Origin of the sequence: Streptomyces tauricus (assembly GCF_014650955.1) — a bacterium.
In the GTDB taxonomy this organism is placed as follows: domain Bacteria; phylum Actinomycetota; class Actinomycetes; order Streptomycetales; family Streptomycetaceae; genus Streptomyces; species Streptomyces tauricus.
Window position 1 is genome coordinate 49,594 of sequence record NZ_BMVY01000032.1, and the last position, 21,006, is coordinate 70,599.

A 21,006-nucleotide genomic window follows, 5' to 3' on the forward strand; every position below is an offset into this window, starting at 1 on the left:
GCACCCCGCGGCTCCTCGTACCGAAGGCACCTGACACCCATGAGCAAGAACAGCAGGACCAGAGCGTCCCTCTACGGCACCGCCACCGTCGCCACCCTCGCCCTCGGCCTCACCGCCTGCGGCGGCGGCTCCGGCGGCAGCGGCGCCTCGTCCGGCACCTGGGACAAGAGCGCGACCGTGAACATCGGCTCCCTCTACGAGCCGCAGAACCTCGACAACACCGCGGGCGGCGGCCAGGGCGTCACCGAGGCCCTGAACGGCAACGTCTACGAAGGCCTGTTCAGGCTCACCGACGACGGCAAGGTCGAGAGCCTCCTCGCCCAGGACCACGAGGTGAGCAAGGACGGCCTCACCTACACCTTCACCCTGCGCGACGGCGTGAAGTTCCACAGCGGCAAGGAACTGACCAGCGCGGACGTCAAGTACAGCCTGGAGAAGGTCCTCGCGAAGGACTCGCAGTCCGCCCGCAAGAGCAACCTCGAAGTCGTCAAGGACATCGCCACCCCCGACACGAAGACCGTCAAGGTCACCCTGTCGAAGAAGTCGATCTCCTTCGTCTACAACCTCTCCTACGTCTGGATCATCAACTCCGAGGCGAAGGACCTCAAGACGACCGAGGACGGCACCGGCCCCTACAAGCTCGCCAAGTGGACCCGCGGCTCCGCGCTGAGCCTGGACCGCTTCGCCGGCTACTGGGGTGACGCGGCGGCCAACAAGAAGGTCGTCTTCCACTACTACAAGGACGCCTCCGCGCTGAACAACGCGCTGCTGACCAACGCCGTCGACGTGGTCACCAGCGAGCAGTCGCCCGACGCCCTGGAGCAGTTCAAGAGCAACCAGAACTACAAGGTCAACGACGGCGACTCCACCACCAAGCTGCTCCTCGCCTTCAACGACAAGGCCAAGCCGTTCACCGACGTCAAGGTCCGCCAGGCCGTCTCCGCCGCCATCGACGACAAGAAGCTCCTGGAGTCCGTCTGGGGCGGCTACGGCAAGCTCATCGGCTCGATGGTGCCGCCCACCGACCCCTGGTACGAGGACCTCACCGACGTCAACGCGTACGACGTCACCAAGGCGAAGAAGCTGCTCGCCGAGGCCGGTTACGCCAAGGGCCTCAGCTTCACCCTCGACACCCCGAACTACGACCCGCACCCCACCGCCGCGACCTTCATCAAGTCGCAGCTCGCCAAGGTCGGCATCACCGTCAAGATCAACACGATCACGCCGGACGAGTGGTACACGAAGGTCTACAAGAACCACGACTTCACGGCCACGCTCCAGGAGCACGTCAACGACCGCGACCTGGTCTGGTACGGCAACCCCGACTTCTACTGGGGCTACGACAACAAGCAGGTCACCCAGTGGGTCGAGCAGGCCGAGGAGGCCGCCACGACCGACGAGCAGACCGACCTGCTGAAGAAGGTCAACCGCAGGACCGCCGAGGACGCGGCCAGCGACTGGCTCTACCTCTACCCGCAGATCGTGGTCGCGAGCAGCAAGCTCTCCGGCTACCCGCTCAACGGCCTGAACTCCCAGTTCTACGCCTACGACATCAAGAAGAAGGGCTGATGGGGCGCTATCTCCTGCGCCGCCTCGCGTTCCTCCTGGTGTCGCTGGCCCTGGCGAGCGTGGTGCTCTTCGTACTGCTGCGCCTGCTCCCCGGCGACCCGGCCAACGCGCTCACCTCGGTGGGCGCCAGTCCGGAGCAGATCGCCGCGGCCCGCCACTCCATCGGCTCCGACCGTCCGCTGCCCGAACAGTTCACCCACTGGCTCGGGCAGCTGGCGAGCGGCGACCTCGGCACGTCGTTCGTCAGCTCGCTGCCGGTCGGCCCCGAGGTCAGCGCCCGCCTGAACGTCACCGTCCCGCTGACCCTGGCCGCGTTCGTGCTGGCCGTCGTCGTCGCCGTACCCGTCGGCTTCGTCGCCGCGTACAAGCGTCACACCTGGTACGGGGCGGTCCTCAGCGGGATCTCCCAACTGGGCATCGCCGTACCGGTGTTCTGGCTCGGCATGATCCTCATCGCCGTGTTCGCGCTGAACGCGGGCTGGCTCCCGTCCGGCGGCTTCCCGCAGGACGGCTGGGCCGAGCCCGCCGAGGCGATCCGTTCCCTGGTCCTGCCGGTGGTCACCATCGCGCTGGTGATGGGCGCCTCCCTGATCCGGTACGTGCGCTCCGCCACCCTCGACGTCCTCGGCAGCGACTATCTGCGTACCGCCCGGGCCCTCGGCGCGTCCTTCCCGCGGGCCATGTGGCGGCACGGGCTGCGCAACGCCTCCGTACCCGTCATCTCCATCCTCGGGATCGAACTCGCCTCGACCCTGCTCGGCGCGGTCGTCGTGGAGTCGGTGTTCGCGCTGCCGGGCCTCGGCTCGCTGCTCGCCACCGGTATCGCCCAGCACGACTACCCGGTCGTCCAGGGCGTCCTGTTCGTCTCGACCCTCGCCGTGCTCCTGATCGGCTTCGCCGCCGACCTGGTCCAGCGGCTCATCGACCCGCGCCTGCGCGGACGGCTCTCCGGAGGTGCCCGATGACCCTGCCGGCCGCCCCGCTCAAGGAGACGGAACCCACGGAGTCGAACGCGCCGGTCTCACGTCGCCGTCGTTCCGCCACCCTGTGGGCCGGCTGCTCGCTGACCGCCCTGATCGTGCTGCTCGCCCTGCTCTCGCTCGTCTGGCTGCCCTTCGACACCGACGACACCTCCGGCGGCCGGCTCGCCGGACCCGGCGACGGACATCTGCTCGGCACCGACAAGCTGGGCCGGGACCTGTTCACCCAGCTGATGACCGGCGCCCGTATCGCCGTCCAGGCGGGTCTTGGCTCGGTCGCCGTCGCCGCGCTCGTCGGGGTGACCCTCGGGGTGCTCGCCGCGTTCGCGCAGGGCTGGCTCGACGACACCCTCGCCGCGTTCCTCGACATCCTCATCGCCTTCCCGACGCTGCTGCTCGCGATGCTCGTCGTCGCCGCCCGCTCGGCCACCCTCAGCTCCGCGATCCTCGCCATCGGCCTGGCGCAGAGCGCGGTGGTCGCCCGGCTCGTGCGGATCCTCGTCAAGCGGGTCCTGGCCAGGGACTACGTGACCGCCGCCCGGACCTCGGGCACCTCCTGGCCGCGTACGGTCGCCGGGCACGTCCTGCCGAACATCTGGCCCACCCTCGTGGTCAACCTGGCCCTCCAATTCGGTCTCGCCGTGCTCGCCGAGGCCGGACTGTCCTACCTCGGCCTCGGCGCCCCGCCGCCCAACGCCTCCTGGGGCCGCATGCTCCAGGAAGCCCAGGCCACCTTCACCACCGCGCCCGCGGGCGCGCTGGCCCCCGGCATCCTGCTGGTCGTGCTCGTCGTCGGCGTCAACCTCATCGCCGACGGACTGCGCGACACCCTCGACCCGGCCACGAGAAGGAGGCGCACATGAGCCCCCGCGACACGTCCTTCCACACCTCCGGCGACACTCTTCTCGACGTACGCGGCCTGACCGTGCGCACCGACGACGGGCGCGTCCTCGTCGACGACCTCTCCTTCACCGTCGCGAGCGGCGAACGGCTCGGTCTGATCGGCGAGTCCGGCTCCGGCAAGTCCCTGACCACCCTCGCCCTGCTGGGCCTGCTGCCCGACGGCATGACCGCCACCGGGAGTGTCGAACTGGCCGGTACGCAGGTCGTCGGCGCCCCCGAGAAACGCCTCACCGCCGTACGCGGCCGGGACGCGGCCGTGGTCTTCCAGGAGCCCCTGACCGCCCTCGACCCGCTGATGCGGATGGGCCGCCAGATCGCCGAACCCCTCGCCCGCAGGACCGGCCTCAGGGGCCGGGAACTGAACAGCGCGGTCACCGAAGCACTCGTACGGGTCCGGCTGTCCGAACCCGACCGGATCGCCCGTGCCTTCCCGCACGAGATCTCCGGCGGCCAGCGCCAGCGTGTCGCCCTCGCCATGGCGCTGGCCTGCGACCCGGGACTGCTCATCGCCGACGAACCCACCACCGCGCTCGACGTGTCCGTCCAGGCCGAGATGCTGGACCTGCTCGACACCCTCGTCCGCGAACGCGAGATGGCCGTGCTCTTCGTCAGCCACGACCTCGCCGTGGTCGCCAAGGTCACCGACCGGGTGCTGGTGCTGAAGGACGGCCGGGCCGTCGAGGAGGGCCCCGTCCTGGACGTCGTCACCGCGCCGCGGGCCGAGTACACCAGGGCGCTCGTCGCCGGCGCCCGGAAACTGGAGTCCGCCCTGGACCTGAGGAGCCCGCGATGACACCCGAGCCGAAGCCGGCGCCCGTGCTGGAACTGACGGACGTGGCCGTACGCTACCGGGGCGCCGCCGCCGACGTCGTACAGGATGTGTCCCTGGCCGTCGAGCCGGGGCAGTCGCTGGCCCTGGTGGGGGAGTCAGGCGCCGGCAAGACCACCCTGCTGCGGATCCTGCTGGGACTCGCCCGCCCCACCGCCGGTACCGTCCGCTTCGACGGCGAACCGCTCGCCCCGCGCGACAGGCGGCAGATGCGGCGCTTCCGGCGAGGCGTCCAGTGCGTGTTCCAGGACCCGTACTCCTCCCTCGACCCCAGCCGCCGCGTCGCCGCGATCGTCGCGGAACCGCTGCGCTCCCTGGGCATCGACTCCCGGACGAGTGCCGCGCCGAAGGTGGCCGCCGCGCTGGAACGGGTCGGGCTCCCGGCGGACACCGCCTCCCGCTACCCGCACGAGTTCTCCGGCGGCCAGCGCCAGCGCATCGCGATCGCCCGCGCCATCGTGTGCGACCCGCGTGTACTGCTCGCCGACGAACCCGTGAGCGCGCTCGACGTGACCACCCGGGTCAAGGTCGTCGACCTGCTGGCCGAGCTGAAGGAGGAGCGGGACCTGACCCTCGTCATGGTCTCCCACGACCTGTCGGTCGTCGCCTCCCTGTGCGAGCGCACGGCGGTGCTGGAGCGCGGCCGGCTGGTCGAACAGGGCGACACCGCACAGGTGTTGGGCGAGCCGGCCCACCCGTACACCCGGCGGCTGATCGACAGCGTGCCGCGGCTGCCGGTCTGAACGGCGGTCCGCAGCGGGGCACTTGAGCGGGACGCGCCCCTACCTGTGAAGCCTTCCTGTGAGGCTCGGAGTTGACCCCGTGCGAGCGCGGAGCTGTGGCTAGACTCGCGCCCCATGCGTAACTCCGGCCCCGCCAGCCAGTGGCAGCAGACTTCTTCCCGCGCATCGGCCACCGACGCCGGGGAGGGGAGAAGAGCGGCCGGGGGGAGGGGCGGCGCTTGGTGAGGGCCCGGCACAAACAGTCCCGCGACCCGCGAGGGCACTGGCTGCTCCTGATACTCGTCCTGCCCGCGATGTTCGCGGCGCTCCTCTTCGAGGGCTGGACCAACCACGAGGTCGACGCCGCCGACACGCGGTCCGCCTGCACCTCGCCCGCACCCGACGCCGTCACCCGCGGCGGTCCCGTCATCGGCATCAACCGCAACGGCGTACAGACCGCCTCGATGCCCGCCCGTACCGTCGCGCTCACCTTCGACGGCGGCCCCGACCCCCTCTGGACCCCGCGCCTCCTCGACCTGCTGAAGAAGCACCGGGCCCGCGCGACCTTCTTCCTCCTGGGCTCCCAGGCAGCCCGTCACCCGGACCTCGTACGGCGGATCCGCGCCGAGGGCCACGAGATCGGCTCCCTCACCTACACCGGAGCCGTCCTGGGCGAGACGTCCGCACTCCGCTTCTCCGCCGAACTGGAGCTGACGCAGAGCGTGTTGGCGGGCGCCACGGCCCTGCACACCAACCTGCTGCGGATGCCGAGGACCACCTCGCCCGACACCCTGTGCGGCCGCGAGTGGACGGCGGCCCGGCGCGCCACCGCCCAGGGCTATGTCCTGGTCGCCGCCGACAAGGCGTCCCGCACGCCCGCACAGGGCCTGGTCCGTCAGCTCGGCCAGACGGCGACCGCGTACCGGGAGACGGAGAAACTGCTTAGCGATCCGGATGTCGACCGCTTCACCACCGTCTCGGCCGGGACCCTGCTCACCCCGTACGCGCCGGTGTCGGCCGTCGAGCGCTGGAGCGGCACCGCGCTGATCCGGGCCGCCTGGCTGGGGCGCCAGTTCTCGCACGCGATGACCTGGACACTCGGCATCGCCGGGGCGCTCGGCGTGCTGCGGCTGATCCTGCTCGTCCACTTCGCCCGCGCCCATGTGCGCCGCCTGGAACGCTCCCGGCCCGGCGCGCCCTGGCTGCGGGAGGTGACGGAACCGGTCACCGTGCTCGTCCCCGCCTACAACGAGGAGGCCGGGATCGAGGCCACCCTCCGCTCGCTGCTCGCCTCCGACTACCCCCGGCTGCAGATCATCGTGATCGACGACGGCTCCACGGACCGCACGGCCGAACTCGCCGAAAACGTCGGCGACCCGCGGGTGCTGGTGATCCGCAAGGCCAACGCGGGCAAGGCCGCCGCCCTCAACACCGGCCTGGAGCACGCCCGTCACGACCTCCTCGTCATGGTGGACGCCGACACCGTCTTCGAACCGGACGCCGTCCACCACCTCGTCCAGCCGCTCGCGCACCCGGCCGTCGGCGCGGTCAGCGGCAACACCAAGGTCGGCAACCGGCGGGGCCTGCTCGCCAAGTGGCAGCACCTGGAGTACTGCTTCGGCTTCAACCTCGACCGCCGGATGTTCGAGGTGCTGGAGTGCATGACCACCGTGCCCGGCGCCATCGGGGCCTTCCGCAGGGACGCATTGACCGGGGTCGGCGGAGTCAGCGACGACACCCTCGCCGAGGACACCGACCTCACGATGGCCCTGTGGCGGGCGGGCTGGCGCGTCCTCTACGAGGAGTCCGCCGTCGCCTGGACCGAAGTACCCACCTCGCTGCGGCAGTTGTGGCGGCAGCGCTACCGCTGGTGCTTCGGCACGATCCAGGCCATGTGGAAGCACCGCGGCGCCGTCCTGGAGACGGGCGTCGCCGGACGCTTCGGCCGGCGCGGACTCACCTACCTCGCGATCTTCCAGGTCGCGCTGCCGCTCCTCGCCCCCGTCATCGACGTGTTCGCCCTGTACGGCGTGCTGTTCCTCGACCCGTTCAGCTCGGCCGCGGTGTGGTTCGCCTTCATGGCCGTCCAACTGCTGTGCGCCGGTTACGCGTTGCGGCTCGACGGGGAACGTGTACGGACCCTGTGGTGGATGCCGTTCCAACTCGTCGTCTACCGGCAGCTGATGTATCTCGTCGTCATCCAGTCCGTGGTCGCCGCCCTGCTCGGCAGCCGGCTGCAGTGGCAGATCATGAAGCGTTCCGGCACCGCCGCTGAACAGATCGGCGGCCCCGCCCCGTATAAGAGTCTGCCCACGAGATGACCCCGTGACGGGGTGACCCCAGGTGCCGAAGGACTGGACAGGCGGATGAACGACGGGACCGACCACGGGACGGGCCACGGCTCGTGGTCGGGGCGCGGAACCGGCGCCCCGGCCTCCACACGTACGGCACCCCTGCCGGGCATGCCCTCACCGGCCACCCCGGGCCGTACGCACGAGGGCCGTACGGACGACGGGAGCCGGCCCCACCGGGGCGCGGGCGGCGGCAGATCCCCGAAGCCCCGCCCCACCCGGCGCCGCAGGGTCGTGCGGCTGGGAGTCCTGCTGCTCGCCGCGCTGCTCGCGTCCTCCGCCGGCACCTATGTGTGGGCCGACACCGAGCTGGACCAGGAGGTCGACCTCGGCGCGCTCCCGGACCGCGCGCCGGCCGGCAAGGGCACCAACTACCTGATCGTGGGCTCCGACAGCCGGGCGGGACTGTCCGAGCAGGCCAGGAAGGACCTGCGGACCGGCTCCGCCGAGGGCCGCCGCACCGACTCGATGATCCTGCTGCACACCGGCGCGAACGGCACCACCATGCTGAGCCTGCCGCGCGACTCCTGGGTGACCGTCCCGTCGTACGTCCGCCCCGAGACCGGGCGCAGCTACCGCGCCGAGCCGGACAAGCTCAACGCCGCGTTCTCCCTCGGCGGCCCCGACCTGCTCGTACGGGCCGTCGAGAGCAACACCGGGCTGCACGTCGACCACTACGCGGAGATCGGCTTCGCGGGCTTCGTCGGCGTGGTCGACGCGGTCGGCGGCGTCGACATGTGCCTGGACCGGGACGTCAGGGACAAGAACTCGGGCGCCGACCTGCGCAAGGGCTGCCAGACCCTCGACGGCGCCGAGGCGCTGGCGTTCGTCCGGCAGCGCAAACAGGAGGCCCAGGGCGACCTGGGCCGTACCCGCAACCAGCAGAAGTTCCTGGCCGCCCTCGCCGAGAAGGCGGTCACCCCCGGCACCCTCCTCAACCCCGCCAGGTCCTTCCCGACCCTCAGCGCGGGCCTGGACACGCTGGTGGTCGACAAGGACACGGGCCTGCGGGACCTCATGACACTGTTCCGGGCGATGCGGGGCGTCACCGCGGGCGGCGGCCGGCAGCTCAACGTGCCGGTCTCCGACCCCGCTCTCGCCACCTCCAAGGGCAGCGCCGTCAAATGGGACGACCGCCGCGCACGGACCCTCTTCACACAGTTGCGGAACGACCGCCCGGTGACGCTCCCGCAGGGGAAGTGACCATGCTCTCCGACGCCGGGGAAAGTGCCGGAGCCGTGGGAAGCAGCGGAGCCGGCGGCAGCGCGGCGGCCGGGACCTCGACGGCGTGCGGGTAGGCGGCCGACCGTTTCTGGAAGGAGAGGATCTTCGGATTCAGCACGACACCGTCGCGGATCTCGATGGCGTTCCTGATCGTGGCGTCCTCGTCCCAGGCCGCCGGGCCGCTCAGCACCTTGCGCAGATACGGCAGGAGCGCCTCGCTGATCTCCCAGGTGGCCGAGTTCCACAGGTGCGACGGGCTGTGGTCCACGCCGTAGTAGTGGCAACCGGAACCCACCTGGGGCATCGGGTCCTCGAAGGTGGTCGGACGGGCCCACTCGAAGCCCATGCCCTCGTCGCAGGAGACGTCGACGAAGAAGGTCCCCGGCTTGAACAGGGCGAGCTCCTCCTCGGCGACGAACGTCAGCGGCGCGTCGGTGTCCTGCCTTATGCAGTTGACGATCACGTCGAACCCGGCCAGGTACTCCGCGAGCGGCACGGGGCCGAGCCCGGTGAGCGCCTCAAGACGGGACGGATCGTCCTCGCGCTCCGCGAAGTGACCCATCACGACCGACGGCATCGGCGAGGCGACCGCCGCGGCGGCACGCTGGGTCAGCACCGTGACGTCGGAGATCCCCATGGCACCCAGACCCGTGACCGCGCCGCGTGCGGTGGCCCCGAAACTGATGACCACCGCGCGCATCCGGCGACCGTAGCTGCCGGTCAGACCGCCGAGCTGCAGGGCGTGCAGCACCGAGCAGTAGCCGGCCAGTTCGTTGTTCTTGTGGAACACATGGACGCTGAAGGCGCCCGTGGAGGTCCAGTGGTTCATGGCCTCCCAGGCGATGAGGCTGAGCTGCCGGTCGATGGCGAGCTGCGTCATCCGCTCGTCCTGGACGCAGTGCGGCCAGCCCCACAGCACCTGGCCCTGCCGCAACCGGGTGACGTCCTCGTGCATGGGCTTGGGCAGGAGGAGCACATCGCACTCGTCGAGGAGCTGGTCGCGGGAGCGCAGTCCGCCGACCAGCGGGCGCAGCGCGTCGTCGCCGACGCCGAACCGGCCGCCGTAGCCCTCTTCCAGGAAGATCTTCGCGCGTACGTCGGGAGCGATCCGGTCGAGGTGACCGGGATGCAGCGGCAGCCGGAACTCGTTCTCCTTGTGGGAGGAGGCGAGTACTCCGAGACTCAACAGACTCATGCGCGTCCTTCTATTTCGTTGTCGTCGTGCGGGCGTTCGTCGTGCTGGTTCGTTCGTTGTTCCGGTTCGTGCGCCGTGCTGGGTCGGGGTGTTCCCCGCCGGACCGGCCGCATCGGTCGGACCGGCCGGATCAGGGTCGGTCTCCCCGGTGCCTGCGCACGCGTTCGTCCAGGGGGAGGGCCGTCTCGCCGAGGCCGTTGACGGATCCGCACGCCATGCGCGCGCAGGTCCCGTGGCAGGCGAGGATCTGGCCGCCGTCGTGGTGGGAGACCACCACGGCCTCGGGGTCGGGTGCGTTGCGGTAGTCGGTGCCGCACATCAGGCAGACCAGTCCGGAGAGCATCTCGGCGGTCGGTTCGGGGCGCCCGCGGCGGTGGCCGGAGATCGCGTCCTGTGAGTACATGTGTCCCGCATCCTCTGTGTTCGGGTCTGGTCGGACCGTGCACGAGGCTCCCGAAGGCCCCGGAAGGGCGTCCGAAGAGCTGGGAGGGTCGCTATCGCCTGGTGCGGAAGGGACTGCGGGAGACGGCGTGACGGTACGAGCCAGAAGGCATCGCGCGGCTCATTTCCGGCCGGATTCGATCTGCGTCGGCCATTGCCGTTCTCCGAGTGCGACGCCGAAACGGATGACGGCGTACGAGGTGCGCCCGGTGACGTAACCGTACTCCCTTCCGCATTCGGCGCCGACCCGGCGGGAAGGGATGGAAGCCTGGCCGCGGACCTTTTTCCCCCATCGGGAACGTATCCGGCACACCGGACGTTGGAATGAGTGGTTGTAGTTGAAGTTTGCGAACGTGGAAGCGCCCGCGGAGTTCTGGCAGCGGGCGTTATGTCGTTTTCGGGGGTTTTCTTCGACGGCCTGGCGACCAGCAACCCGGAGTCGCGCGACGCGCGCTCTCCGCTCAGCTCGTCATCTCGACTCGAAGGAGACATCACATGAGTCTTGGAACTGTGAAGTGGTTCAACGCGGAGAAGGGCTTCGGCTTCATCGCCCCTGACGAGGGCGGCGCCGACATCTTCGTGCACCACTCGGCCATCGACACCGAAGGTTTCCGCTCCCTGGAGGAGAACCAGAAGGTGGAGTTCACGGCAAGCCAGGGTCCCAAGGGAATGCAGGCGGACCAGGTCCGCGCGCTCTGAGGAGCCCCCTTCCTGAGCCTTCTCTTCCCAGGCAGGCCCTTTCCGAGGCAGGCCCGTACGCGGGCCTGCCTCGGGGTGTCTACGGCGCGAGGCCGCCAGGACCGGGCCCCCACGGCCCGGACGCCTGCCCCGCACGGCCGGCCCGCCCGCACCCCGAGAGGAAACACGTGACCACCACCGAGACCGTCGCCCGGAGCACCGACCCGGCCGATCCCGCCCGGATGACCAAGCCGCCCCCCGCCCGCCGCGGCAGCGACTACGCCGCCCTGTCCCGCGAGGTCAAACAGAGCGGACTGCTGAAGCGGCGCCCGGTCTACTACTCGGTCAAGGTCGGGGCGAACCTCCTCCTGCTGGCCGCCGGATGGACCGCGTTCGCGCTGATCGGACAGTCGTGGTGGCAGCTGGTGACCGCCGCGTTCCTCGCGGTGATGTTCACCCAGACCGCGTTCATCGGACACGACGCCGGACACCACCAGATCGCCGCCTCCAAGCGGGTCAACAACGTGCTCGGCCGCGTCCACGCCGACCTGCTGGTCGGCCTCAGCTACGGCTGGTGGATCAACAAGCACACCCGGCACCACGCACACCCCAACCACGTCGACCGCGATCCCGACATCGCCGACGGCGCGATCGCCTTCACCGAGGACCAGGCCCGCGTCCGCAGCGGCGCCTACGCCTGGCTGGGCCGCCACCAGGCCTGGCTGTTCTTCCCCATGCTGCTCCTTGAGGGACTGGCCCTGAAGGTCGCCGGCGTACAGGCCACCATCGAGCGCGGCCGTACGCGTACCGGGCGCGCGACCAGGCTCACCGAGGCGGCCATGCTGACGACGCACATCGGCGGCTATCTCGCCGCCGTGTTCCTGGTCCTGACCCCGCTCCAGGCCCTGGCCTTCATCGCGGTGCACCAGGGACTGTTCGGGCTGTACATGGGGTGCTCGTTCGCCCCCAACCACAAGGGCATGGCCCTGTTCGGCAAGGACGACAAGGTCGACTTCCTGCGCCGGCAGGTCCTGACGTCACGCAACATCCGCGGCCACCGGCTCACCGACCTGGCGCTCGGCGGACTGAACTACCAGATCGAGCACCACCTGTTCCCGTCCATGCCGCGGCCCAGCCTGCGCCACGCCCAGGAACTCGTCCGCGGCTTCTGCGCCCGGCACGGCGTCGCGTACCACGAGACGACCCTCCTCGACTCGTACGCCCAGGTGCTGAGGCATCTGCACACCGTCGGCGGCCCGCTGCGTCTGCGGCCGGAGCTGGAGTACTGAGCCCTCCGGCTCACCCCCGGCCGTCCGTCACCGGGGACTGCGCGGCACCACCAGCCCGCAGTCGTACGCCAGGATGACGGCCTGCACCCTGTCGCGGAGCCCGTACTTCTCCAGGATGTGCGCGATGTGCGTCTTGACCGTCGTCTCTCCCACGCCCAGCTCCAGTGCGATCTCCGCGTTGGACAGTCCACGGGTCAGGGCCCGCAGGACGTCCAGTTCACGGCCGGTGAGCGCGCCGAGGCGGGACGGCACGTCCGGGGACGCGGGCGCGCCCAGATGGGCGAAGCGGTCGAGCAGCCGGTGGGTGACCCGGGGCGAGAGCACGGCGTCACCGGCCGCCACGGTACGGATGGCGCCGACGAGCGAGTCGGCCGGTCCGTCCTTGACGAGGAAGGCGCTGGCCCCCGCGCGCAGGGCGTCCACCACGTGAGCGTCCAGGTCGAAGGTGGTCAGGATGACGACGCGGCTCGACGACCCCGTCTCCGCGATACGGCGTGTGGCCTCGACGCCGTCCATGGTCGGCATCCGGATGTCCATCAGGACGATGTCCGGGCTCAGGGACCGGGTGCTCTCGACGGCGGCGACGCCGTCCGCCGCCTCACCGACGACCGTGATGTCCGGCTCCGCTTCGAGGATGAGCCGGAATCCCGTCCGGATCATGGGCTGGTCATCGACCAGCAGGACGCGGATCGCTTGCATGCGGGGAATGCCCTTCGTAGTGCCCTGCGAGGTCGAATGAGGGATCGTCCGGTGCCGGTGGTGGCGTCGGTGAGTGGGCCGGCGTCGACGCCGGCAGCGGTACGACCGCGTGCACGCAGTACCCGCCGCCCGGCCGCGGGCCGGTGTGCAGCACACCGCCCACGGCGCCGATGCGTTCGCGCATGCCGAGCAGTCCGTGACCGGGCCCGTCGGGCAGGTCGGCCGGGCGCGCCACCGCCCCCTCGCCCGGCCGCGGTCCGTCGTCGCACAGCCGGACGGTGAGCCGCCGGTGCCTGCGTTCCCACGCGATGGTCAGTTCGGCGTGGGTGTGGCCGGCGTGCTTGAGCGTGTTGGTGAGGCCCTCCTGCACGATGCGGTAGACGGTCAGATGCGAGCCCGCCGGCAGCTCGGCGGGGACCCCGGTCGTCGTGAAGTCCACGGTGAGGCCCGCCGCGCGCACCGCGTCCACCAGCGCGGGCAGCGCCTCCACGGTGGGCTGCGGCGGCTCCTTGCTCGGATCGGCGGCCGCCTCGTCCTCCGTACGCAGCACGTCGAGGAGTCTGCGCAGTTCGGTGACGGTCGCCCGGCCGGTCTCCTCGATCGTGCCGTGCAGCTCGTGGGCCTTGGCGCCGTCGCGGTCCTGGATCCGGTCGGCGGCGATCGTCTGGACGACCATGAGGCTGACGTTGTGCGCGACGATGTCGTGCAGTTCGCGGGCGATCCGGGTCCGCTCCTCCATGACGGCGGCGCGCGCGTTGGCCTCCTGCGCGCGTTCCAGCGCGGCGGCCCGTTCCAGCGCCTGGTCGCGGATGGCGGCGCGGGCCCGGGTCAGCCGGCCGAGCGCCCAGGCCCCGACCAGCAGGACGGCCTCCGCGAGGAGGGTGGCGATGCGGTGCCCGGCCGGGGCGAGGACCGCCTCGGTGACGGCCGCCGCCGGGATGACCGCGGCGACGACCAGGGTGGCCGTCCTGGGCGCGCCCCGCCGGGCGGTCAGGAGGACGGCCGTGGCCACCCCCATGTAGGAGGGTCCGATGGAGGTGCCCTGCGGACCCGACAGGTGCGGGATGTAGTGCCGTGCCTGGAGCGCGGCAACCGCCACCGTCATGATCAGCAGAACCGGCAGGGGGAACCGCCGGTGGACGGCCAGCGGCAGAGCGGACAGCAGGGCGAGTACGACGAACAGGGCGTCCGGGGTGCGCAGCGCGGGCACGGTGGCGGGCATCGGCACGAGCGGGACCAGCGCGCCCGCGGTGAAGAGCAGGGCCAGACCCGCGTCCGTGACGGCCGGGGGCACGCGCCGTCCGGCGAACGAGTCCATCAGGGTCATGGCCCCAACGGTAGACGGACCGCGGGGCTCGGCCCTCTGACCGGGGGAGGAACGGTTTCTGGCCGCCTCCTCCGTGAAGGCATCCTCCGCAGGGAGGAGGCCGCCGGAACCCCTGGGGCGGACCGGCTTCCGTCGGGTCAGTGGCTGACGCGTACACCGTCCAGGGCGATGGACATGACCCGCTCGCGCTGGGTGTCGTCGTCGAAGTTCGTCGCGGTGATGCCCGCGACCATGCGCAGCAGATCGCCGAAGGTCATGTCCGTACGCGCCTCGCCGGCCCGCTGGGCCCGCTCGAACAGCGGGGTGCCTGCCGCGTACATCGACTCGCGGCAGGCGGCGAAGATCGCCGACTCGTCGTTCAGGGCCTCGCGCACGGCCCGCTTGGTCACCATGTAGCCGGCGAACCGGTCGAGCCAGGTCGTCAGCGCCTCCCACGGTTCGAGCTCCGCGACCTCGTCGGCCACCTCGCACAGCGAGTTGACCTCGTCCGCGTACAGGCTCTCGAAGAGGTGCCTGCGGGTGGGGAAGTTGCGGTACAGCGTGCCGATGCCGACGCCCGCGCGACGGGCGATGTCCTCCAGGGAGGCGTCCGCGCCCTGCTCGGCGAAGGCCTCACGGGCGGCGGCGAGCAGCGCGTCGTAGTTGCGCGCCGCGTCCTTCCGGTGCGGCCGCCGGGTCGCGACGATCTCGCTGACGGGGAACGACTGGGCGGTCACTGCTGCCTCCCGGGCGGGACGAGGTCGAGGCGAAGGGATCGGGACGAGTTCGAGGCGAGGGTATCGGGACGAGGTTGAAGCGGAGGTATGCCTCCGCTACAGTGGAGGGGTGCCTCCACTTTAACAGTGCGGGGTGCGTCCACCGGGGACACGTGCGGCCGCACGCGCCGTCGGCGCGACGCCACCCCCCTGTCGTCCGGGCCCCGCGCCGAGCGCGCCGCCCGACTCCCTGACACTCCCTGACACCTTCCGCGACCTCCCCTGCTCCCGGCTGCCGCTCACGGCCGCACACGGACAGGAACCAGTTCGGAGAGGCTTTCCATGCCCCGCAAGTCCACCCGCCTCACCTTCGCGGTCCTCGCGACCGGTGCGGGCGTCTTCTCCATGCTCCAGTCGCTGATCGCGCCGGCCCTGCCGACCGTCCAGCACGAACTGCACACCTCCCAGGCCACCGCGACCTGGGTGATGACGGCCTACCTGCTGTCCGCCTCGGTCTTCACCCCGATCCTCGGCCGCGTCGGCGACCTGATCGGCAAGAAGCGCACCCTCGTCGCCGTCCTGGTGACCGTGATGATCGGCTGTCTGATCGCCGCGCTCGCCCCGACCATCGGCGTACTGATCGTCGCCCGCGTCGTCCAGGGCATAGGCGGCGCGCTGTTCCCGCTCTCCTTCGGCATCATCCGGGACGAGTTCGCCCCGACCCGGGTGAGCCCCAGCATCAGCAACCTGTCCGCCGTGATCGCCGCGGGCGGCGGTGTCGGCATGGTCGCGGCCGGCCCCATCGTGTCCGCGCTCGACTACCGGTGGCTGTTCTGGCTGCCCGTCGGAGTCGTCGCGGTGACCGTCCTCATCGCCCTGCGCTACGTCCCCGAGTCGCCCCGGCGCGCCGAGGGCCGCGTGAACTGGCTCGGCGCGGTCCTGCTGTCGGCCTGGCTGGTGGCGCTGCTCCTGCCGCTCAGCCAGGCGACCCAGTGGGGCTGGGGCTCGGGCCGGGTGATCGGGCTCTTCGCCGCCGCGGTCGTCCTCTTCGTCCTGTGGCTGCTCGCCGAGGCGCGCTCCCGCTCGCCGCTGATCGACCTGAAGGTCATGCGGCTGCCCGCCGTGTGGACCACGAACACCGCCGCGCTGCTGTTCGGCGCGGGCATGTACTCGATCTGGTCCTTCCTGCCCGCCTTCGTCCAGACCCCCAGCTCCGCCGGGTACGGCTTCGGCGCGAGCGTCACCGCGTCCGGACTGCTCATGCTGCCGATGCTGGTCGCCATGTTCTTCTCGGGCATCCTGAGCGGCCGGCTGGAACCCGTCGTGGGAGCCAAGAAGCTGCTCACGACCGGCGCCGCGCTCGGTGCGGTCGCCTGCGGATTCCTCGCCCTGTGGCACGACGAGCAGTGGCAGGTGGCCTTCGTATCAGGTGTGTTCGGGCTCGGCATCGGCCTCGCGTTCGCCTCGATGGCCAACCTGATCGTCGGCAGCGTCCCGGCCGAGCAGACCGGCGCCGCGACCGGTATGAACGCCAACATCCGCACCATCGGCGGGTCCATCGGCGCCGCGGTCACCAGCGTCCTGGTCACCGGCCACCTGCAGTCCTCGGGCCTGCCGGAGGCCTCCGGCTACACCCACGGGTTCACGCTGCTGGCCCTGCTCTGCCTGGCCGCGGCGCTGGCCGCGCTGCTCGTCCCCGTCCAGCACGTACGCCGTCTCGCCGGCGCGCCCCGCGCCTCCGGCGACCCGGACCAGGGCTCGGCCCCGGCGCGTGCGGACACGGAGAGCGTCACCCCCGCCGCACGCGGCTGACGCGACTGTTCCTCGATGTCACTGCTCCTGCTCCTCGACGGCCCGGCGGCTCTCCGGGCCTGCCGGGTCGCGGTCCGCGTCGCCGGACGCCGTCAGACTCCCCAATATGGCGAGGAGTTCGGCGTCCCGGCTGCCCGGTGCGGCCTGGAAGACCTTCAGGATCAGACCGTCCGATCCGACGATGCCCAGCTTGCTGGCGTGCAGCTCGAAATCGCCGACCTTCGGATGGCGCAGCCGCAGAAGACGTGACTGCTTGGGCCGCACGTCGTGGCGGCCCCACAGATACCGGAAACGCTCACTGCGTACGGACAGCTCGCCCACGAGTTCCACCAGGCGGGGATCGTCGACGTCGGGCCCGACATTGGCCCGCAGCGCGGCGACCCCCGCCTCGGTCAGCTCGTCCCAGTCCCGGCGCAGCTCCCGTTCGCTCTCGTCGAGGAGGACGGCCCGCATGATGTTGCTGCCGGGGGCGTGGTTCGGGGACAGGGCCCTGGCCAGCGCGTTGGAGGCCAGCACGTCGGTGAACTTGTTCTCGACGTGGGCGGGGTTGTTCGGCCAGGCCTCCAGGAGCTGGAGGATGTCGGGCGGCACGGTCTCGGGCCTGCGGGCGGCCCCGCGTCCGCGACCGGTGGCGGGAGCGGCCCGGTGGGCCTGGGAGGGCCGGGCCTGGGCCAGGCCGATCAGATGCTCCGTGGCGTTGGCGTCCAGATTCAGGACGTCGGCCAGGGCTTCGAGGACCTGCAGCGACGGGTTGCGGTCGCGGCCCTGCTCCAGGCGCAGGTAGTAGTCGGCGCTGATGCCGGAGAGCATCGCCACCTCCTCGCGGCGCAGGCCCGGGACGCGCCGCAGGCCGCCGCCGCGGATACCGGCGTCCTGTGGCCGGACCAGGGCCCGGCGGGCGCGCAGGAACTCTCCGAGGACGTTCGTGCCGTTCATGTCTCCACCGTAGTTCCGTCCCGGCGCGGGTGACTGTCCCTGCCACTCCCAGGAACAGCGGGGTACTGCCGTCCGCGTCCGGCCCGGCGCAGAGTCGAGGAGCAAGGACTCGAGAAGTACAGCGAGAGGCAACACCATGACGGACGTGACCGGCACGCTCTCCGGCGGCACCCTCACCCTGGCCGACGACCTGACCCTGACCCGCATGGGGTACGGGGCCATGCAGCTGGCGGGCCCCAACGCGTTCGGGCCGCCCAAGGACCGGGACGAGGCGGTCGCGGTGCTGCGGGAGGCCGTCGAGCGGGGCATCACGCACATCGACACGAGCGACTTCTACGGACCGTTCGTGGTCAACGAGATCATCAAGGAGGCCCTGCACCCCTACCCCGACGACCTGCGCATCGTGACCAAGGTCGGCGCCCGCCGCGGTGACGACGGCGCCTGGATCTTCGCGCGGGAGCCCGAGGACCTCAAGGCCCAGGTCCACGAGAACCTCCGGCGCCTCGGCGTGGAGGCGCTCGACGTGGTGAACCTGCGGGTCGGTTCCGTCGTGGGCACGGACGAGGAGCCGCTGAGCGACCAGTTCGGGGCGCTGGCCGAGCTGCGGGAGCAGGGGCTGATCCGGCACCTCGGTGTCAGCTCGGTCTCGGCCGCGCAGCTGACCGAGGCGCAGGCCATCGCGCCGGTCGTCACCGTGCAGAACCTCTACAACCTGGCCAACCGCCAGGACGACGCCCTCGTCGAGCGGTGCGCGGCGGAGGGGATCGCGTTCGCGCCGTTCTTCCCGCTCGGCGGCTTCTCCCCGCTGCAGTCGCAGATCCTGACCGACGTCGCCGCCCGGCTGGGCGCCTCGCCCCAGCAGGTCGCCCTGGCCTGGCTGTTGCAGCGCTCACCGTCGATCGTCCTGATCCCGGGCACGTCCTCACGGGCGCACCTGCGAGAGAACATCGCGGCGACGACCCTGGCGCTTCCGCCGGAGGAGATCACCGAACTGGACAAGATCGCCTCCTGACCCCCACGCGAGGGCCCGCTACGCGGCGCACGGATTGACACGGGGCAACCCTCACCACCTAAGGCGCGCGCGGCGCACGGATCGGCGCCGGTCAACCCTTCCCGCCTAAGGGGCGCGGGGAACGGCGCGTCCAGCGACGTGCGACCTGCACCTGACGTCGTGTGTCGGGTGCGGGTCAGTGGAGGCTGAGTGCGCAGTTCCCCGCGCCCCTTACGGGGCGCGGGGAACTCTGGCCGCCTAAGGGGCGCGGGGAACGGCGCGTCCAGCCACGAGCGACCTGCACCTGACGACAAGCGTCGGCTGCGGGTCAGTGGAGGCTGAGCGCGCCGTTCCCCGCGCCCCTTACGGGGCTGCGGTTACGGCGCGCCGACCGTCGCCGTCTCGCGGAGCAGCGGGGTCTCGGTCACGGCCGGCTCGCGCACGGCCGGCTCGCGCACGGCGGTGGCGCGCGTGCGCCACAGCCAGCCGATGTCCCGGCCGAACGACCAGGTCAGCAGGGCCAGCGCGAGGGCGACGACGCCGAACGTCAGGGCGTACGGGAGGATCCCCGAGCCCGCGAGCAGCAGCAGGACCCCCTGGAGCGCCGCCACCGTCTTACGGGCGGTACTCGGCGGCAGCGCGTTGTTCAGCCAGGGCAGGAACTTCGCGGCGGCCACGAACGCGTACCGCATCCCGCCGATGACGAGGGCCCACGCCCCCACCGTCGTGGCCACGTACACACTGAGCACCAGGATGAGGAACGCGTCGACCTCCATGTCGAAGCGCGCCCCCAGCGCCGTGGAGGAACCGGTGCGGCGGGCGACCTTCCCGTCGACCGCGTCGAGGATCAGGGCGACCGCGGTGAGCGCCACCAGGACCGTGACCGGCGGCGGGCTCTGGAACGAGTCGGCGACCAGCGCGGTCACCCCGCCGACCAGGGTCGCCCGGCCGAGCGTCACGCGGTTGGCGGCTCCGAAGGAGCGGGGCCGCGTGCGGTGCAGGGCGCGTGAGAGCACCGCCCAGGTCGCGAGTCCGAACGCCAGCCCGGTGAGCCAGCCCGCGGGGCCCAGGCCGATCGCCGTGCCGAGCACGGTCAGCAACAGCAGTTGCACGCCCGCTCCCACGGCCGTCTCCTGCTGCAAGAGCCTCGCGTCATACGTGTTGTTCAGGGCCACCGCACATCCTCCGGCCAGGTGACAGAGTCGATCATTGCCGCGTACCTTGTGCGCGGCTTCGCAAAGGTCGGTACGTGGCTCGCCGCCCGATCGTTCAGCCCGTTCGCTCAGCCGATTCACATGAACCACTCAGGAGGATGCCGAATGGACCGCTCCGCCCGCGCCTTCTGGCTCAGCTCTCCCGGCTGTGGCGAACTCCGGGACACCCACCTGCCGGAACCCGCAGAGGGCGAGGTCGTGGTGCGCACACTCTTCTCCGGGGTGAGCCGCGGCACGGAGACGCTCGTCTTCCGCGGCGGGGTCCCGGAGAGCCAGTACGCCGTCATGCGGGCGCCCTTCCAGGAGGGCGACTTCCCCGGGCCCGTCAAGTACGGCTACCTGAACGTCGGGACCGTCGAGGAGGGGCCCGCCGAACTCGTCGGCCGGACCGTCTTCTGTCTCTACCCGCACCAGAGCCGGTACGTCGTCCCCGCGAGCGCCGTCACCCCCGTGCCCGAGAACGTGCCCGCCTCGCGCGCCGTGCTCGCCGGCACCGTGGAGACCGCCGTCAACGCCCTCTGGGACGCGGCGCCCCTGCTCGGCGACCGGGTCTCGGTGATCGGCGCGGGCATGGTCGGCGCGAGCGTCGCCGCGCTGCTGGCCCGCTTCCCCGCCGCAGACGTCCAGTTGGTCGACGCCAACCCGGCGCGCGCGGAGATCGCCCGCGCCCTGGGCATCGGGTTCGCGCTCCCGGAGGACGCCGCAGGGGACCGCGATCTGGTGGTCCACGCGAGCGCCACCGAGGCCGGGCTCTCCCGCGCGCTCGAACTCCTCGCCCCGGAGGGCACCGTCCTCGAACTGAGCTGGTACGGCGACCGGAAGGTCACCCTGCCGCTCGGCGAGGCGTTCCACTCCCGCCGTCTCACCGTCCGCAGCAGCCAGGTCGGGTCCGTCTCACCCGCCCGCAGCTCCCGCCGTACGTACGCCGACCGCCTCGCGCTCGCCCTCGAACTCCTCGCCGATCCCGCCTTCGACACCCTGATCACGGGGGAGTGCGCCTTCGAGGACCTGCCCGAGGCGCTGGCCGGGCTCACGACGGGCGAGACGACCGCGATGTGTCATCTCGTGCGCTACGACGCGGACCCCCGTACGACGTAGACCCGGACCGGGACGGACGGTCGACTCCGCTCACAAGCGGTCACGTCCGCACA

General features: G+C 71.3%; 19 protein-coding genes. 12 read left to right on the forward strand and 7 right to left on the reverse strand.

The features are described from left to right. Window positions 1-39 precede the first annotated feature (39 nt). The 7 genes from IE278_RS33275 to IE278_RS33305 all read left to right on the forward strand — a co-directional run bounded on the left by IE278_RS33275 (window position 40) and on the right by IE278_RS33305 (window position 8,557). A complete protein-coding gene (locus tag IE278_RS33275) occupies window positions 40-1,569 on the forward strand; it encodes an ABC transporter substrate-binding protein (RefSeq protein ID WP_189777729.1) in 1,530 nt (509 codons plus the stop codon). Next, window positions 1,569-2,534, forward strand: a complete 966-nt coding sequence (locus IE278_RS33280) for an ABC transporter permease (RefSeq protein ID WP_189777731.1) — start codon at window positions 1,569-1,571, stop codon at window positions 2,532-2,534. The genes IE278_RS33275 and IE278_RS33280 overlap by 1 nt, the downstream gene beginning before the upstream one ends. Further along, complete coding sequence (locus tag IE278_RS33285; RefSeq protein ID WP_189777733.1) at window positions 2,531-3,412, forward strand: ABC transporter permease; 882 nt, start codon at window positions 2,531-2,533, stop codon at window positions 3,410-3,412. The genes IE278_RS33280 and IE278_RS33285 overlap by 4 nt, the downstream gene beginning before the upstream one ends. After that, window positions 3,409-4,245, forward strand: a complete 837-nt coding sequence (locus IE278_RS33290; protein WP_189777735.1) for an ATP-binding cassette domain-containing protein — start codon at window positions 3,409-3,411, stop codon at window positions 4,243-4,245. Before IE278_RS33285 ends, IE278_RS33290 begins: the two co-directional genes overlap by 4 nt. Beyond that, window positions 4,242-5,024 (forward strand): ABC transporter ATP-binding protein, encoded by a 783-nt coding sequence (locus IE278_RS33295; protein WP_189777738.1) that lies wholly within the window; start codon window positions 4,242-4,244, stop codon window positions 5,022-5,024. Before IE278_RS33290 ends, IE278_RS33295 begins: the two co-directional genes overlap by 4 nt. A 221-nt stretch (window positions 5,025-5,245) precedes the next feature. After that, window positions 5,246-7,324 (forward strand): bifunctional polysaccharide deacetylase/glycosyltransferase family 2 protein, encoded by a 2,079-nt coding sequence (locus IE278_RS33300; RefSeq protein ID WP_373312159.1) that lies wholly within the window; start codon window positions 5,246-5,248, stop codon window positions 7,322-7,324. A 45-nt stretch (window positions 7,325-7,369) separates the two neighbouring features. Beyond that, window positions 7,370-8,557 (forward strand): LCP family protein, encoded by a 1,188-nt coding sequence (locus IE278_RS33305; RefSeq protein WP_189777740.1) that lies wholly within the window; start codon window positions 7,370-7,372, stop codon window positions 8,555-8,557. On the opposite strand, the gene IE278_RS33310 is transcribed toward IE278_RS33305, so the two are convergent. Both IE278_RS33310 and IE278_RS33315 read right to left on the reverse strand, forming a co-directional pair. Beyond that, window positions 8,508-9,773, reverse strand: coding sequence for a N(5)-(carboxyethyl)ornithine synthase (locus tag IE278_RS33310; protein WP_189777742.1), 1,266 nt, complete (start codon window positions 9,771-9,773; stop codon window positions 8,508-8,510). The genes IE278_RS33305 and IE278_RS33310 overlap by 50 nt on opposite strands. A 130-nt stretch (window positions 9,774-9,903) precedes the next feature. Next, window positions 9,904-10,176 (reverse strand): hypothetical protein, encoded by a 273-nt coding sequence (locus tag IE278_RS33315; protein WP_189777744.1) that lies wholly within the window; start codon window positions 10,174-10,176, stop codon window positions 9,904-9,906. Between the two features lie 533 nt (window positions 10,177-10,709). Here IE278_RS33315 and IE278_RS33320 point away from each other — a divergent pair. Together IE278_RS33320 and IE278_RS33325 are read left to right on the forward strand one after the other, a co-directional pair. Next, window positions 10,710-10,913, forward strand: coding sequence for a cold-shock protein (locus IE278_RS33320; RefSeq protein WP_189777745.1), 204 nt, complete (start codon window positions 10,710-10,712; stop codon window positions 10,911-10,913). Window positions 10,914-11,134: 221 nt separating this feature from the next. Continuing rightward, window positions 11,135-12,181: a fatty acid desaturase family protein gene (locus IE278_RS33325; protein WP_189777835.1), complete on the forward strand. Its 1,047-nt coding sequence runs from the start codon at window positions 11,135-11,137 to the stop codon at window positions 12,179-12,181. 27 nt (window positions 12,182-12,208) lie between these two features. On the opposite strand, the gene IE278_RS33330 is transcribed toward IE278_RS33325, so the two are convergent. The 3 genes from IE278_RS33330 to IE278_RS33340 all read right to left on the reverse strand — a co-directional run bounded on the left by IE278_RS33330 (window position 12,209) and on the right by IE278_RS33340 (window position 14,923). Then, window positions 12,209-12,880 carry a response regulator gene (locus IE278_RS33330; protein WP_189777746.1) on the reverse strand — a complete coding sequence of 224 codons (672 nt, stop codon included), beginning with the start codon at window positions 12,878-12,880 and terminating at the stop codon, window positions 12,209-12,211. Continuing rightward, window positions 12,849-14,207 (reverse strand): sensor histidine kinase, encoded by a 1,359-nt coding sequence (locus IE278_RS33335; protein ID WP_189777748.1) that lies wholly within the window; start codon window positions 14,205-14,207, stop codon window positions 12,849-12,851. Before IE278_RS33335 ends, IE278_RS33330 begins: the two co-directional genes overlap by 32 nt. A gap of 137 nt (window positions 14,208-14,344) precedes the next feature. After that, a complete protein-coding gene (locus tag IE278_RS33340; protein WP_189777750.1) occupies window positions 14,345-14,923 on the reverse strand; it encodes a TetR/AcrR family transcriptional regulator in 579 nt (192 codons plus the stop codon). 321 nt (window positions 14,924-15,244) lie between these two features. Between IE278_RS33340 and IE278_RS33345 the strand changes: the two genes are divergently transcribed. Further along, window positions 15,245-16,714, forward strand: coding sequence for an MFS transporter (locus tag IE278_RS33345; RefSeq protein ID WP_189777752.1), 1,470 nt, complete (start codon window positions 15,245-15,247; stop codon window positions 16,712-16,714). A gap of 18 nt (window positions 16,715-16,732) precedes the next feature. Here the strand turns inward: IE278_RS33345 and IE278_RS33350 are convergent, their stop codons facing one another. Then, the gene (locus tag IE278_RS33350; protein WP_189777754.1) at window positions 16,733-17,650 is read right to left on the reverse strand and encodes a helix-turn-helix domain-containing protein; all 918 of its coding nucleotides are present in this window, start codon (window positions 17,648-17,650) and stop codon (window positions 16,733-16,735) included. Between the two features lie 136 nt (window positions 17,651-17,786). Between IE278_RS33350 and IE278_RS33355 the strand changes: the two genes are divergently transcribed. Next, the gene (locus IE278_RS33355; protein WP_189777756.1) at window positions 17,787-18,662 is read left to right on the forward strand and encodes an oxidoreductase; all 876 of its coding nucleotides are present in this window, start codon (window positions 17,787-17,789) and stop codon (window positions 18,660-18,662) included. Between the two features lie 356 nt (window positions 18,663-19,018). On the opposite strand, the gene IE278_RS33360 is transcribed toward IE278_RS33355, so the two are convergent. Then, a complete protein-coding gene (locus IE278_RS33360; RefSeq protein WP_189777765.1) occupies window positions 19,019-19,816 on the reverse strand; it encodes a CDP-alcohol phosphatidyltransferase family protein in 798 nt (265 codons plus the stop codon). Window positions 19,817-19,960: 144 nt separating this feature from the next. Here IE278_RS33360 and IE278_RS33365 point away from each other — a divergent pair, with 144 nt between their 5' ends. After that, window positions 19,961-20,953 (forward strand): zinc-dependent alcohol dehydrogenase, encoded by a 993-nt coding sequence (locus IE278_RS33365; protein WP_189777767.1) that lies wholly within the window; start codon window positions 19,961-19,963, stop codon window positions 20,951-20,953. The last annotated feature ends 53 nt before the right edge of the window (window positions 20,954-21,006 follow it).

Excerpts from the sequence above, each read along its gene's own strand:
- IE278_RS33275 (WP_189777729.1), top strand. The coding sequence starts at position 40 with ATGAGCAAGAACAGCAGGACCAGAGCGTCCCTCTACGGCACCGCCACC.
- IE278_RS33280 (WP_189777731.1), top strand. The coding sequence starts at position 1,569 with ATGGGGCGCTATCTCCTGCGCCGCCTCGCGTTCCTCCTGGTGTCGCTG.
- IE278_RS33285 (WP_189777733.1), top strand. The coding sequence starts at position 2,531 with ATGACCCTGCCGGCCGCCCCGCTCAAGGAGACGGAACCCACGGAGTCG.
- IE278_RS33290 (WP_189777735.1), top strand. The coding sequence starts at position 3,409 with ATGAGCCCCCGCGACACGTCCTTCCACACCTCCGGCGACACTCTTCTC.
- IE278_RS33295 (WP_189777738.1), top strand. The coding sequence starts at position 4,242 with ATGACACCCGAGCCGAAGCCGGCGCCCGTGCTGGAACTGACGGACGTG.
- IE278_RS33305 (WP_189777740.1), top strand. The coding sequence starts at position 7,370 with ATGAACGACGGGACCGACCACGGGACGGGCCACGGCTCGTGGTCGGGG.
- IE278_RS33310 (WP_189777742.1), bottom strand. The coding sequence starts at position 9,773 with ATGAGTCTGTTGAGTCTCGGAGTACTCGCCTCCTCCCACAAGGAGAAC.
- IE278_RS33315 (WP_189777744.1), bottom strand. The coding sequence starts at position 10,176 with ATGTACTCACAGGACGCGATCTCCGGCCACCGCCGCGGGCGCCCCGAA.
- IE278_RS33320 (WP_189777745.1), top strand. The coding sequence starts at position 10,710 with ATGAGTCTTGGAACTGTGAAGTGGTTCAACGCGGAGAAGGGCTTCGGC.
- IE278_RS33325 (WP_189777835.1), top strand. The coding sequence starts at position 11,135 with ATGACCAAGCCGCCCCCCGCCCGCCGCGGCAGCGACTACGCCGCCCTG.
- IE278_RS33330 (WP_189777746.1), bottom strand. The coding sequence starts at position 12,880 with ATGCAAGCGATCCGCGTCCTGCTGGTCGATGACCAGCCCATGATCCGG.
- IE278_RS33335 (WP_189777748.1), bottom strand. The coding sequence starts at position 14,207 with ATGACCCTGATGGACTCGTTCGCCGGACGGCGCGTGCCCCCGGCCGTC.
- IE278_RS33345 (WP_189777752.1), top strand. The coding sequence starts at position 15,245 with ATGCCCCGCAAGTCCACCCGCCTCACCTTCGCGGTCCTCGCGACCGGT.
- IE278_RS33350 (WP_189777754.1), bottom strand. The coding sequence starts at position 17,650 with ATGAACGGCACGAACGTCCTCGGAGAGTTCCTGCGCGCCCGCCGGGCC.
- IE278_RS33355 (WP_189777756.1), top strand. The coding sequence starts at position 17,787 with ATGACGGACGTGACCGGCACGCTCTCCGGCGGCACCCTCACCCTGGCC.
- IE278_RS33365 (WP_189777767.1), top strand. The coding sequence starts at position 19,961 with ATGGACCGCTCCGCCCGCGCCTTCTGGCTCAGCTCTCCCGGCTGTGGC.